The organism is Janthinobacterium sp. GMG1, assembly GCF_034427795.1.
Lineage (GTDB): Bacteria > Pseudomonadota > Gammaproteobacteria > Burkholderiales > Burkholderiaceae_D > Janthinobacterium.
Window position 1 is genome coordinate 20,663 of record NZ_JAXQNT010000001.1, and the last position, 13,687, is coordinate 34,349.

Here is a 13,687-nt window from a genome sequence, read left to right on the forward strand (position 1 = left end):
CCATGCTGCCATCGATAGACTGGACCCGCCCCTGGTTTGCCACGGTGCTGCCGGCGCGACGGCAGCTGGACCTGCAGCGCGACACGGTGATTACCGCGCTGAACGGACGGGCGCGGGCGCTGGACTTGCGCAATCCCACCGGCTTGCCGCTGGCCTTCGTGCCGCAAGCGGACCTGCCCGAAGGCGTGGCGTACGAGGAGTTCATCGGCGCGACGGGCGGCGTGCCCACGCGCGACAATCTGCACGATTTTTTCAATGCGCTCGTGTGGCTCACCTTCCCGCGGATCAAGCGTCAATTGAATGCGCTGCAGGCGGCGCAGATCGCCCTGTCCGGCGTCGGTAAATCGCGCGGTCCCGCGCGCGATGGCGCGACGATTTTTGACGAAAATTCCGCCTTGCTGGTGCTGCGCGACAGCGACGCGGGGCGCGCACTGGAAACGGCCTTGCGCGGGCACGACTGGCGCAGCGTGTTCATTGCGCAGCGCGATAAATTTGGCGCGGACGGTGACGCCGAGGTCTGGTTGTTCGGCCACGCGCTGATGGAAAAACTGGTAGCGCCGCGCAAGGCCATCACGGCGCATACGCGCGTGATCTTCGCCGGCGACGCCTATTTCACTCTGGACGATGCGGCACGCCGCGCCTGGCTCGACGAGAGGGTGGCGCAAGACCTGGCGCAGCAAGGTCTCACTACGGCGGACTTCACGCCGCTGCCCGTGCTGGGTTTGCCCGGCTGGTGCGAAGGCCAGGACGACGATTTTTACAATGACGCGGCGGTGTTCCGCCCGAAGCGCAAAGTGGCTGGCGCAGAAAGAGATCAATAGCATGGAAAATACCGTCCGCTGGGGCATCCTCGGCACCGGCAAGATCGCCCGCGCGATGGCCCATGGCTTGCGCGATGCGCCCGGTGCGCAACTGGTGGCAGTCGCTTCGCGCAGCGAGGCTGGCGCACAGGCTTTCGGCGCCGAATTCGACATCGGGCGTTGCCACGGTTCCTACCAGGCGCTGGCCATGGACCCGGACGTGGACGTGATCTACATCGCCACGCCGCACACCCTGCATGCCGAAAATGCCTTGCTGTGCCTGGCCGCCGGCAAGCACGTCGTGTGCGAAAAACCGTTCACCATGAATGCGCGCGAAGCGCAGGCCGTGGTCGATCTGGCACGCGACAAAAAACTGTTTTTGATGGAAGCCATGTGGAGCCGTTTCCTGCCCGCCGTGCAGGAGGCCAAACGCATCATCGCCAGCGGCGAGATCGGCGTGCCGCAGCAGGTGCAGGCCGATATCGGCTTTGTCGCCAATTTCCCGCCCGAGCACCGCATGTTCAATCCCGCACTCGGCGGCGGCGCGCTGCTCGACGTGGGCATTTATCCGCTGTCGATGGCGGCCTTCTTCCTCGGCCCCGTAACGCAGGTGCAGGCGCTGGCCGAGATGGGCCCCACCGGTGTCGATGAGCAGGTCGTGTTTTCGCTGCTGCACGCCGGCGGCGGCACCTCGTCCTGCGCCTGCAGCCTGCGCGCGCAGACGCCGACGGAAATGACCATTTCCGGCAGCCTGGGACGCATCCGCCTGCCCAGCCGTTTCTACAAGCCCGATCAGCTGATCGTCGAAACGATGGATGGCGCGCGCCGCGTTGTCGCCGCGCCGCACCTGGGCAATGGCTACGCGCATGAGGCCATCGAAGCGATGCGCTGCATCCGCGCCGGCCTGCTGGAAAGCCCGGTCATGCCGCACGCCGACAGCGTGGCGCTGATGCACAACCTTGACACCATGCGCGGCCAGATCGGCCTCGTCTACCAAGCCGACCAGGCGTCCGCAGGAACACCATGACATTGCACTCATCCCGTCCCAGCCTGAAAACTGTCCTCATCGCCAGCGGCGTCGTCCTGACCCTGGCGATGGGCGTGCGCCACGGCCTGGGCTTCTGGATGCAGCCGATCTCGCAAGCGAATGGCTGGACGCGCGAAACGTATTCGCTGGCGCTGGCCATGCAAAACCTGATGTGGGGCGTCTTCGGCCCGTTCGCAGGCATGGCGGCCGACCGTTTCGGCACCATGCGCGTCGTCATCGTCGGCGCCATCAGCTACATGGCGGGCCTCGTGTGGATGGCGCTCGTGACGCAGCCCACCCTGTTCATCGTCGGTTCCGGCATCTTCATCGGCCTGGCGCTGGCCTGCACGGCCTTTGGCGCCATCAGCGGCATCATCGGCCGCAGCGCGCCGCCCGAGCAGCGCTCGTGGGCCTTCGGCATCTCGTCGGCGGCCGGCTCGTTCGGCCAGTTCCTGATGATGCCGGTGGAGCAGCAGCTGATCTCCGCCGTGGGCTGGCAAAACGCCTTTTATGTGCTGGCAGCGCTGGTGCTGCTGGCCATGATCCCGATGGCCTTCTACCTGCGCGAGCCGCCCGTCTCGCACGCCAGCGGCCCGCAGCAAAGCGTTGGCGCCGCCTTCAGCGAAGCCATCGCCAGCCGGTCGTTCTGGCTGCTGCTGGCAGGGTATTTTGTCTGCGGTTTCCAGCTCGTCTTCATTGGCGTGCACTTGCCGGCCTACCTGAAGGACCAGGGCCTGATGAATCCGAATATCGCCGTCACGGCGCTGGCCCTGATCGGCCTGTTCAACATCGTCGGCTCCTACTACGCGGGCAAACTCGGTGGCAAGATCGCCAAGCGCTACCTGCTGTCGGCCATCTACGTGACGCGCGCCGTAGTCATCACCGTGTTCCTGCTGGCGCCATTGTCGGCGTGGTCCGTGTACCTGTTCGCCGCAGGCATGGGTGTGCTGTGGCTGTCGACCGTGCCGCTGACGAACGGCATCATCGCCGGCATCTTCGGCGTGAAGCATTTGTCGATGCTGGCCGGGATGGTGTTCTTCTCGCACCAGGTGGGCAGTTTCCTCGGTGCCTGGCTGGGTGGCTATCTGTACGAGCACCAGGGCAGTTACCACATCGTGTGGATGATCACCATCGGCCTGGGCTTGCTGGCCGCGCTGATCAATCTGCCCATCGACGAGCGTGCCATCAAGCGCGTGGCGGTGGCCGCGTAATGGCCAGCTGGCGCACATGGCTGTGGCGCCTGGCTGGCGCCGTGCTGCTGGCCAGTGTCTTCCTGGCCTATCTGCGCCCCGACTTCATGCTCGACCTGGCGAACCGCTTCTGGATGTGCATGTAGCAGGCATCCGGTCCTACACTTTTAAAAATTCCTCTTTCCCACCGAGCCAGCGCGCCAGGTGCGCTTCCACGGTGGCCGCTGCGGCCGTCGTGGTGGCGTGCAGCAAATCGTGCGCCACGTCGCGGGCCTGGTCTACTAACCATTGATCCGTTTCCAGGTCGGCGAAGCGCAGCATGGCCTGGCCGGACTGGCGCGCGCCGAGAAATTCCCCGGGGCCGCGGATTTCCAGGTCGCGGCGCGCGATTTCAAAACCGTCCGTCGTCTCGCGCATGGTCATCAAACGCTGGCGCGCCACGCCGCCCAAGGGACCCTGGTACAGCAGCAGGCAGACGCTGGCCGCCGTGCCGCGGCCCACGCGGCCGCGCAGCTGGTGCAGCTGGGACAAGCCAAAACGCTCGGCGTGTTCGATCACCATCAGCGAGGCGTTCGGCACGTCGACGCCCACCTCGATCACGGTGGTGGCCACCAGCACGTGGATATGGCCGGCGATGAAGGCATCCATCACTTCCTGCTTTTCCGCCGGTTTCAGGCGGCCGTACACGAGGCCCACCTGCAGCGCGGGCAAAGCCTCGGCCAGCATCATGTAGGTGTCGGTGGCCGTCTGCAGCTGCAGTGCTTCCGATTCCTCGATCAGCGGGCAGACCCAGTAGACCTGCCGGCCTTCCAGCGCGGCAGCATACACGCGGGCGATGACTTCATCGCGGCGGTTCTGGTCGATGGCGCGCGTGACGATGGGACTGCGGCCGGGCGGCAGCTCGTCGATCACCGACACTTCCAGGTCGGCGTAATACGTCATGGCGAGAGTGCGCGGGATCGGCGTGGCCGACATCATCAGCTGGTGCGGCACGGCCGCGCTATCGCCCTTGTTGCGCAAGGTCAGGCGCTGGCCCACGCCGAAGCGGTGCTGCTCGTCGACGATGACCAGGCCCAGTTTCGCGAACAGCACATTATCCTGGATCAGTGCATGCGTGCCGATCACCAGTTGCGCTTCACCCGATTCGATCAGGGCCAGCGCGGCCGTCTTTTCCTTTTTCTTCAGACTGCCCGTCAGCCAGGCCACCTTCACGCCCAGCGGCTCCATCCAGGCGGCGATCTTGCGGAAGTGCTGCTCCGCCAGAATCTCCGTGGGCGCCATCAACGCTGCCTGGTAGCCGCTGTCGATGGCCTGCGTGGCCGACAGGGCGGCGACGACCGTCTTGCCGCTGCCGACGTCGCCTTGCAGCAGGCGCTGCATCGGATACGGCTGGTGCAGGTCGGCGCGGATTTCCTCGAGCACGCGCGCCTGCGCGCCCGTCAGCTTGAAGGGCAGGGCGGCGCCGAAGGCATTCGATAAAGTCCCGACGATGGGCAGCGATGCGGCGCCTTTCGAGCGGCGCGCGCGCTGGGCGCGTTTCAGCGACAGTTGCTGCGCCAGCAGCTCATCGAACTTCATGCGCACCCAGGCCGGGTGCGAGCGGTCCATCAGCGCGCTTTCATCGATGTCCTGCGGCGGATAGTGCAGCAGGTGCACGGCGGCGCGGAAAGGCGACAGCTGCATCTCGCGCAGCAGCTCGTCCGGCAAAGTGTCCTGCCAGTCGATGCGGCGCATGGCGTCGGCGATCTCGCGCCGCAGCACGTGCTGCGACAGGCCTTCGCCCGATGGATATACAGGCGTCAGGGCCGTGGGCAGCGGCGCGCCTTCGTTGACCACCTTATACGTCGGGTGCACCATCTCGGCGCCGAAAAAGCCGTGTTTGAGTTCGGCGCGCGCACGCACGCGCGTGCCTTCGGCCAGCTGCTTGACCTGGCTGCCGTAGAAATTCATGAAGCGCAGCAGCAAATTGCCCGTTTCGTCGGCGATCGTCACCAGCAATTGCTTGCGCGGCTTGAAATTGACTTCGCATTTGGTGACGATGCCCTCGACTTGCCACGATTCGCCGCCGCGCAGGCAGGCGTCGCGTATCGTGTAGACCTTGGTTTCGTCCTCGTAGCGCATCGGCAGGTGCAGCACCAGGTCCATATCCGTGCGCAAGCCGAGTTTGGCCAGCCGGCTTTCCGTGCTGACCACTTTTTTGACGGCTTTCGGCTTCGCGGCCGGCCTGGCTACGGGTGGAAGATCGGGCGTTGGATCGGGCATATGCAAGGTTTTAGTGCCATTAGCGCAGGTTTTTATGCCGCTAGCGTAAAATAGAGGGTTGTCCGGCACACCCTGTGCGTACCGCAGTTGTAAATTGTTGCGGCGGATTATTGTAATGCCTGTATAGGCGCACAGTATAGTGCCAGATGTTCCATTGCGCACTCCTAATCATTTTTGACGTACTTTTGAAGCAAAACGCATGTATTCGCTTTCCGATTTCGATTTTAATTTGCCGCAAGAAAACATTGCGCAAACTCCGTTGGCCGAGCGCAGCGCCTCGCGCCTGTTGCATCTGGACGGCGACGCCCTGGTTGACCGCAGCTTTGCCGACATCGTCGGGCTGTTGCAGGCGGGCGACCTGCTGGTGATGAACGATACCCGCGTGCTGAAAGCGCGTTTCTTCGGCGTCAAAGAAAGCGGCGGCAAGATCGAGGCGCTCGTCGAGCGCGTACTCGATGACCGCACCGTGCTGGCCCAGGTGCGCGCGTCGAAGTCGCCGCCGCCCGGTTGCCGCATCCGCCTGGCCGACGCCTTTGACGTCACCGTCGGCCAGCGCGCCGGCGAGTTTTTCACTTTGCACTTCGAGGCCGACGTGTTCGAACTGATCGAGGCGCATGGCCGCTTGCCGCTGCCGCCGTACATCGAGCACGATGCGGACGAATTCGACGAGACGCGCTACCAGACCGTGTTCAACAAGGTGCCCGGCGCCGTCGCCGCGCCGACGGCCGGCCTGCATTTCGACCAGGCCCTGCTCGATCAATTGAAGGCCAAGGGCGTCAACTTTGCCTATGTGACCCTGCACGTGGGCGCGGGTACCTTCCAGCCCGTGCGCACGGAGGTGCTGGCCGAACACAAGATGCACACCGAGTGGTACACCATGCCGCAGGAAACCGTCGACGCCGTGCGCGCCGCCCAACTTGCCGGGCGCGACGTGGTCGCCGTCGGCACGACGAGCTTGCGCGCGCTGGAATCGGCCTCGCAAAGCGGCCAGCTGGTGGCGGGCAGCGCCGATACGGCCCTGTTCATCACGCCCGGCTATGCGTTTAAAACGGTGACGCGTTTGATCACCAACTTCCATTTGCCGAAATCGACCCTGCTGATGCTGGTGTCGGCCTTTGCCGGCTATGAGCCGATCCGCAGTGCCTACACGCATGCGATCGCGCAGAACTACCGTTTCTTCAGCTATGGCGACGCGATGCTGCTGACCACGCAATCGCGCGCACCGTTGAACCTTGATACTCCCGTGAAAGACTGACATGCTGGAATTTACATTACTCAAGACCGACACGAGCGGCCTGACCAAGGCACGCCGCGGCACCTTGAAACTCAACCATGGTGTCGTGCAGACGCCGATCTTCATGCCAGTGGGCACTTACGGCTCCGTGAAGGCCATGTCGCCGCTGGAACTCAACGAGATCGACGCGCAGATCATTTTGGGCAACACGTTTCACCTGTGGTTGCGTCCTGGCAACACCGTCATGGAAAAATTCGGCGGCTTGCATGGCTTCATGGGCTGGAACAAGCCGATTCTGACGGATTCGGGTGGCTTCCAGGTGTTTTCGCTGGGCGCCATGCGCAAGATCACGGAAGAGGGCGTGCATTTCAATTCGCCGATCAACGGCGATAAATTGTTTCTCTCGCCGGAAGTGTCGATGCAGGTGCAGCGCGTCTTGAATTCCGACATCGTCATGCAGTTCGACGAATGCACGCCGTACGAAATCCAGGGCCGCCCGGCTACCATCGAGGAAGCGGCCAAGTCCATGCGCATGTCCTTGCGCTGGGCACAGCGCTCGAAGGACGAGTTCCACCGTGGCGAGAATCCGAATGCGCTGTTCGGCATTGTGCAGGGCGGCATGTTCGAAATGCTGCGCGACGAGTCGCTGGCCAAGCTCGAAGAGATCGATTTCCCCGGCATCGCCATCGGCGGCCTGTCCGTCGGCGAGCCGAAGGAAGACATGATGCGCATGCTGGCCCACGTGGGCCCGCGCCTGCCGGCCAACAAGCCGCATTACCTGATGGGCGTGGGCACGCCGGAAGACCTGGTGGCCGGTGTCTCGAACGGTATCGACATGTTCGATTGCGTCATGCCGACGCGAAACGCCCGCAATGGCTGGCTGTTCACCCGTTTTGGCGACATCAAGATCAAGAACGCCAAGTACAAGGAAGACCAGGCGCCGCTGGACGAGACCTGCAGCTGCTACGCCTGCCGCAATTTCTCGCGCGCCTACCTGCACCATCTGCACCGCTCCAAGGAAATCCTTGGCGCGCGCCTGAACACCATCCATAACCTGCATTACTACCTGGACTTGATGCGCCAGATGCGCGAGGCGCTGGATGAAGACCGTTTCCATGCATTTACCTTGCAATTCCACGCGGAACGCGCACGCGGAACTTAAGAAAACCTTAGCTTGCGTCCCGGCGGCAGCATGGCCGGAAGTTTTGTGTATTGGTGCTTGGACTGGGGCGATAAAGCATTGCATAATGCTTTTTTAGCCCCATTTAAAGTTGCCATGGCTGCAATTCGGGTTATGACGTATAGCCAATGCTAGAATACAGCGCTATTTTTTCAAACTGATTAGAACTGGAGTCACCGTGTTTTTCATTTCCAACGCTTATGCGCAAGCCCCAACCGAAGCCCTGGGCCTCGGCGGCAACCTGACCAGCTTCCTGCCGCTGGTATTGATGTTCGTGGTCATGTATTTCCTGATGATCCGCCCACAGCAAAAACGCGCCAAAGAACAACGGGCGATGATGGACGCGCTGGCCAAGGGTGACGAAGTCGTCACCGCCGGCGGCATGCTGGGCCGTGTTGTCAAGGTAGTGGACGCTTACGTCACCGTCGAAGTGGCGGCCGGCACCGAAATCACGGTGCAAAAGAGCTCCATTACCACCTTGCTGCCTAAAGGCACCCTGAAGGCACTGTAATTCCTCGCTGTCATTGCCTAGGCAATGATAGACCCGGGGCGGCTATCCGCCGCCCCTCGGGACGCCTCCGACGCTCAACACTGAACGCTGAATCACTATGAATCGCTATCCTGCCTGGAAATACATCATCATCGTCGTCGCCTTATTGCTGGGCGCACTCTATACGGCGCCCAATTATTTCGGTGAGTCACCGGCGCTGCAAGTAACCAGCGGCAAGTCGACTGTCAAAGTGACGGGCGATCTGATGACGCAAGTCGAGCAAATATTGACGAAAGAAAACGTCAAGTCGGAAGGTGTCACCATGGATGGCGCCGGCAATCTCGCTTCCGTGCGCGTGCGTTTCGCCGATCCCGATACCCAGTTCAAGGCGAAACTGGTGCTGGAAAAGGACTTGAACACGGATGCCAGCGACCCTGCGTACATCGTGACTGTCAACCTGCAAGCCAATACGCCGATGTGGATGCAGAAACTGCATGCCTTGCCGATGTTCCTGGGCCTGGACTTGCGCGGTGGCGTGCATTTCCTGATGCAGGTCGATGCGAAAGCCGTACTGAACAAGAAAGTCCAGGGCGTCCAGTCCGCTTCGCGTAGCGTGTTGCGCGACAAGAATATCCGCCACGCCGGCATCGAGCGCGTGGGCGACAGCGTGCAGATCAACTTCCGTGACGCGGAAACGCGCCTGAAGGCAAAGAATGTCCTGTCCGACCAGATGACGGAACTGGCGTTCGCCGATGCGGGCGAAGGCAGCGACCTGAAACTGAACATCACGCTGAAACCGGCCGCCCTGAAGGCGACCATCGACGAAGGCGTGAAACAGAATATCTCCACCCTGTCCAAGCGCGTCAACGAACTGGGCGTGGCCGAGCCGCTGATCCAGCAGCAAGGTCCTGACCGCATCGTGGTGCAATTGCCTGGCGTGCAGGACGTGGCCCGCGCGAAAGCCATCATCGGCCGCACGGCGACCCTGGAAGTGCGCCTGGTCGATGAAACCATCGTGCCTGGCACCGAACTGTCGAGCGCCATTCCATTCAATTCGGAACTGTTCACCGTCGGCAAGGGCGTCCCTGTCGTGCTGGCGAAAGACGTGATCCTGACGGGCGACTATATCTCCAGCGCCACGGCCAGCTTCGACCAGAACCAGCAGGCTGCCGTGTCGATCGACCTGAATGGCGACGGCGGACGCAAGATGCGCGAAGCGACGCGCGAACGCGTAGGCAAGCGCATGGCCATCGTGCTGTTTGAAAAGGGCAAGCCGGAAGTGCTGTCGGTTGCGACCATCCAGCAGGAACTCGGTTCGCGCTTCCAGATCACCGGCATGGGCGGCGCGGAAAACGCGAATGAACTGGCGCTGCTGCTGCGCTCGGGCGCCCTGTCCGCACCGATGACCGTCATCGAGGAACGCACGATCGGACCGCAGCTGGGCGCGGAAAACATCGCCAAGGGCTTCCACTCGACCCTGTATGGCTTCATCGCCATCGCCATCTTCATGATCGCCTACTACATGTTGTTCGGCGCCTTCAGCGTGCTGGCCCTGGCCGCCAACTTGCTGTTGCTGATCGCCTTGCTGTCGATGATCCAGGTGACGCTGACACTGCCAGGTATCGCCGCTATCGCGCTGGCGCTGGGCATGGCGATTGACGCCAACGTGCTGATCAATGAACGTATCCGCGAAGAGCTGCGCGCAGGCAATACGCCGCAAGCGGCGATCGCCGCCGGCTTCGACCGCGCCTGGGCCACGATTCTCGACTCGAACGTGACCACCCTGATCGTCGGCCTGGCACTGCTGGCCTTCGGCAGCGGTCCCGTGCGCGGCTTCGCTGTCGTGCATTGCCTGGGTATCCTGACCTCGATGTTCTCCTCCGTGTTCGTGTCGCGCGGCGTGGTCAACCTCTGGTATGGCCGCAAGAAAAAGCTGACGACCTTGTCGATCGGTACGGTGTGGGTGCCGGGCACCAGCAAATAAGCGACGCCCCGACTCACCCAATAGCGTCAACAGCGATAGCGTCCGGTGGCACAGCCGCCGGACGCACAGAATAGAACTCAGAGGATTTCATGGAATTTTTCCGGATCAAAAAAGATATTCCCTTCATGCGCCATGCGTTGATTTTCAACGTCATTTCGGCCGTGACCTTCCTTGCCGCCGTCTTCTTCCTGTTCCACAAGGGCTTGCACCTGTCCGTGGAATTCAAGGGCGGCACCGTGATGGAGGTGAAGTACCCGAAAGCGGCCAACCTTGAAGGCATACGCGGCACCTTGATCGGCCTGGGTTATGAAGAGCCGGGCGTGACCAGCTTCGATACGGCGCGCGACGTCATGATCCGCCTGCCGGTGGAAAAGGGCGTCAGCGCCGCGAACACCTCGCAACGCGTGTTTGAAGCCTTGTGCAAGGCCGAGCAAGGCACGACCAAGGGCGTCGATACCGTCACCGAAAAGGGCGAGCACGTCATCAAGAGCGCCTGCATGGACGCGGCCGGTAGCGAATCGGTCGTCTTGCAGAAAGTCGAATTCGTCGGCCCGCAAGTGGGCGAGGAACTGAAGCAGAACGGCTTGAACGCGCTGGTGATGGTGATTCTGGGCGTGATGATCTACCTGGCCATCCGCTTCGAGTGGAAATACGCTGTCTCGGCCATTATCGCCAACTTGCATGACGTGGTGATCATCCTGGGCTTCTTCGCCTTCTTCCAGTGGGAATTCTCGCTGACGGTGCTGGCGGCGATCCTGGCGGTGCTCGGCTACTCGGTCAACGAATCGGTGGTGATCTTTGACCGTATCCGCGAAAACTTCCGCAAGCAGCGCAAGGCCAGCGTGCATGAAGTGATCGACAGCGCGATCACCAGCACCATTTCGCGTACCATCATCACCCACGGTTCCACCCAGATGATGGTGCTGTCGATGCTGGTCTTCGGCGGCCAGACCCTGCACCATTTCGCACTGGCGCTGACCATCGGTATCTGCTTCGGTATTTACTCGTCCGTGTTCGTCGCGGCTTCCATCGCCATGTGGCTGGGCGTCAAGCGCGAAGACTTGATCAAGCCGGTCAAGGAAAAAGACGAAACCGACGGCGCCGTGGTGTAAGCGCAGGTTTTTTTGCAGGTCGAATGAAGAACGATCACCGTTTGCGGTGGTCGTTTTTTTTATGGCGGATGACGATGAAGCGTTTTTTATGGACAGGTCTGATGGCGGGCGTGACGGCGTTGGCCGGCGCCGCCGATTTCAGCCGCACTGGCAGTGACAGCATCGCCATGCGCGGCCCGATTGCCGAGGGCGACGTGGACAAGCTGCGGCGGCTGGCCGCGCCGGGCACCGCGTTGTTGCGCGTGAATAGCGACGGCGGCGATGCGCAGGCTGCGATGCAGCTGGGCCGCCTGGTGCGCCAGCTGCGGCTCGATATCGCCGTCGACACCGTGTGCGCGGGCAGCTGCGCCCTGTATGTCTTCCCGGCCGCACGCCGCAAGCACATTGCGGCCGATGCCGTGCTGGCGCTGCAGGAGTCGGCTTTCCTGCGCACGCAGGCGAACCAGGAGCAGATGCGCCGCAGCCTGCGTGAGGCGGGCGTGGCGGCCGAGGACCTGGACAGTGAAATGCAAGCGCTGGCAGCTCAATTGGCAGAGACGGCGGCGCTGGAAGCGGCGTTTGCCGCGCAGCTGGGCTTTTCTCCCGCCTTTTACCGCGATTTCCGGCAAGTGGCGGCGCAGGCCGAGAGCGTGCGCCAGCGCTTTCCCGACCAGGAGGCGGCCATTTACTGGTGGCCCGCCGCCGCCCGCCTGCAGCGCTGCTACGGCATCGGCGGCGTGGAAGAGGGGACGCGCGCGGCGCGCATACTGCCCGATGGCTACGTGTACGTGCCAGCCCTGTCGGCTCTCGTCATGGGTGACCAAGCTTTGCAGGCCTGTCCATGAGCCGCAGCGGCCGTTTGTTCTTGCTGATGGACGCCATGCGCGCCAGGCGGGTACCGGTGACGGCGGCCCAGCTGGCGCAGCAGCTGGGTGTCTCCGAACGCACGATTTACCGCGATATCCAGACCCTGGCCGAACTGGGTGCGCCCCTGCAGGGCGAAGCGGGCATCGGCTATGTGCTGCGCCGTGGCGCCTTCTTGCCGCCGCTGATGTTTGGCGCCGATGAACTGGAAGCGCTGGTGCTGGGCGCGCGCTGGGTGCGCCGGCAAGGTGATGCGGGCCTGGCGCAGGCGGCCAGCAATGCCCTGGCCAAGATCGCGGCCGCCTCGCCGCGCGACCTGCGCGACAGCATGGCCGAGACCAGCTTGTGGGTGCCGCTGGGGCGCCCCGCCGATGGCACGCAGGCTGCCGACCGCTACGTGCAGCCCGTGCGCGAGGCGATCCGCTACGAACAGAAAATCACGCTCGCCTATCAGGATGAGCATGGCAGCGCCACCTCGCGCACGGTGTGGCCGTTTGCCCTGGCCTTTTTCGAAGGCAAGCGCCTGCTGGCCGCCTGGTGCGAGCTGCGCGGCGATTACCGGCATTTCCGCATCGACCGCATCGCCAGCGTGCAGCAGCATGAGGAGCGCTATCCCACGCGGCGCCATGTGCTGCTCGATGCCTGGCGCAAGGCGCACGAGATTGATCCGGAATCCTGATATTCGCTCCTGACAAAAACTGTCAGTAACGGCGACTACGATGGTGGCTTCCTCACTCACCGGAGCCATCCATCATGCGCCTGTACCACCACCCCATGTCCTCGAATGCCCGCCGTGCCCTGATGACGGCGATCCACCTCGGCCTGCCGCTGGAACTGGCGGAAGTCGACCTGATGAATGCGGATGACCGCCGCCGCCTGTCCGAGCTGAACCCGAACGGCAAGGTTCCCGTGCTGGCCGATGGCGCTTTCCTGCTGTGGGAATCGTGCGCCATCATGCAATACCTGGCCGAGCAGGTGCCGGGCCAGACGCTTTATCCGCAGGCGCCGCAAGCCCGCGCCGACGTCAACCGCTGGCTGTTCTGGGCTGCGCAGCACTTCGCGCCCGCCATCAGCGTGCTGGCCTGGGAGCGCGCCTGGAAGGGCATGACGGGCAATGGGCCGGCGGATCCGCTGGAAGAGGCGCGCGGAGAGCGCGACCTGCATGAGTGCGCCGTGGTGCTGGACGCGCATCTGGCGGGGCGCAGCTGGATCCACGCAGATGATGTGACCCTGGCCGACTTCGCCGTGGCCGCGCCGCTGATGTACAGCGAGGCCGTGCGGCTGCCCCTGGCGCAATACCAGCATATCCAGGCGTGGTTTGCCCGCGTGCGGCAGCTGCGCGCCTGGCAGGAAACGGATGTGCAGCTATTGCCGGGATAATGTGCGCGCTAAGTGTGCCAGCGCACGGAGCTGGCGCTGCGCACCGCATAAGATAGGGCTGTCTCTTTCAGGACATCCCTAGCTTTGGACTTTACCCGCTTTCGAGCGGGTTTTTTTTTGAATAGCGGCTTGATAAATTGATAATCGCTGCGCAGATGGGATGCATCCCACTTCCAGCAGGTACG

Annotated in this window: 13 protein-coding genes; 12 read left to right on the forward strand and 1 reads right to left on the reverse strand. The window is 63.0% G+C overall.

Annotation, left to right across the window (positions count from 1 at the left end):
• Positions 1-2: 2 nt before the first annotated feature.
• From SJI03_RS00090 to SJI03_RS00105, 4 genes are read left to right on the forward strand one after another with little or no spacing between them, the layout of a single operon-like run.
• On the forward strand, positions 3-821 hold the full coding sequence (locus SJI03_RS00090) for a DUF3025 domain-containing protein (RefSeq protein ID WP_322425847.1): 819 nt from the start codon (positions 3-5) through the stop codon (positions 819-821).
• 1 nt (position 822) lies between these two features.
• Positions 823-1,827 carry a Gfo/Idh/MocA family oxidoreductase gene (locus SJI03_RS00095; RefSeq protein WP_322425848.1) on the forward strand — a complete coding sequence of 335 codons (1,005 nt, stop codon included), beginning with the start codon at positions 823-825 and terminating at the stop codon, positions 1,825-1,827.
• Entirely contained in the window at positions 1,824-3,038 is a 1,215-nt protein-coding gene (locus tag SJI03_RS00100; protein ID WP_322425849.1) for an MFS transporter, read from the forward strand. The genes SJI03_RS00095 and SJI03_RS00100 overlap by 4 nt, the downstream gene beginning before the upstream one ends.
• Complete coding sequence (locus SJI03_RS00105; protein ID WP_322425850.1) at positions 3,038-3,163, forward strand: hypothetical protein; 126 nt, start codon at positions 3,038-3,040, stop codon at positions 3,161-3,163. Before SJI03_RS00100 ends, SJI03_RS00105 begins: the two co-directional genes overlap by 1 nt.
• 13 nt (positions 3,164-3,176) lie before the next feature.
• Here the strand turns inward: SJI03_RS00105 and recG are convergent, their stop codons facing one another.
• Complete coding sequence (recG, locus tag SJI03_RS00110) at positions 3,177-5,279, reverse strand: ATP-dependent DNA helicase RecG (RefSeq protein ID WP_322425851.1); 2,103 nt, start codon at positions 5,277-5,279, stop codon at positions 3,177-3,179.
• A 199-nt stretch (positions 5,280-5,478) separates the two neighbouring features.
• Between recG and queA the strand changes: the two genes are divergently transcribed.
• From queA to SJI03_RS00150, 8 genes are all read left to right on the forward strand, one after another.
• Entirely contained in the window at positions 5,479-6,534 is a 1,056-nt protein-coding gene (gene queA, locus SJI03_RS00115; protein WP_322425852.1) for a tRNA preQ1(34) S-adenosylmethionine ribosyltransferase-isomerase QueA, read from the forward strand.
• Between the two features lies 1 nt (position 6,535).
• Positions 6,536-7,675 carry a tRNA guanosine(34) transglycosylase Tgt gene (gene tgt / locus SJI03_RS00120; RefSeq protein ID WP_034745502.1) on the forward strand — a complete coding sequence of 380 codons (1,140 nt, stop codon included), beginning with the start codon at positions 6,536-6,538 and terminating at the stop codon, positions 7,673-7,675.
• A gap of 196 nt (positions 7,676-7,871) precedes the next feature.
• The gene (yajC, locus tag SJI03_RS00125) at positions 7,872-8,204 is read left to right on the forward strand and encodes a preprotein translocase subunit YajC (RefSeq protein ID WP_322425853.1); all 333 of its coding nucleotides are present in this window, start codon (positions 7,872-7,874) and stop codon (positions 8,202-8,204) included.
• A 97-nt stretch (positions 8,205-8,301) separates the two neighbouring features.
• Complete coding sequence (gene secD / locus SJI03_RS00130; RefSeq protein ID WP_322425854.1) at positions 8,302-10,167, forward strand: protein translocase subunit SecD; 1,866 nt, start codon at positions 8,302-8,304, stop codon at positions 10,165-10,167.
• 89 nt (positions 10,168-10,256) lie between these two features.
• Positions 10,257-11,279: a protein translocase subunit SecF gene (gene secF / locus SJI03_RS00135; RefSeq protein ID WP_322425855.1), complete on the forward strand. Its 1,023-nt coding sequence runs from the start codon at positions 10,257-10,259 to the stop codon at positions 11,277-11,279.
• Positions 11,280-11,353: 74 nt separating this feature from the next.
• The gene (locus SJI03_RS00140) at positions 11,354-12,103 is read left to right on the forward strand and encodes a hypothetical protein (RefSeq protein ID WP_322425856.1); all 750 of its coding nucleotides are present in this window, start codon (positions 11,354-11,356) and stop codon (positions 12,101-12,103) included.
• Positions 12,100-12,801, forward strand: coding sequence for a helix-turn-helix transcriptional regulator (locus tag SJI03_RS00145; RefSeq protein ID WP_199534200.1), 702 nt, complete (start codon positions 12,100-12,102; stop codon positions 12,799-12,801). The genes SJI03_RS00140 and SJI03_RS00145 overlap by 4 nt, the downstream gene beginning before the upstream one ends.
• Positions 12,802-12,875: 74 nt before the next feature.
• A complete protein-coding gene (locus tag SJI03_RS00150; protein ID WP_322425857.1) occupies positions 12,876-13,502 on the forward strand; it encodes a glutathione S-transferase family protein in 627 nt (208 codons plus the stop codon).
• The last annotated feature ends 185 nt before the right edge of the window (positions 13,503-13,687 follow it).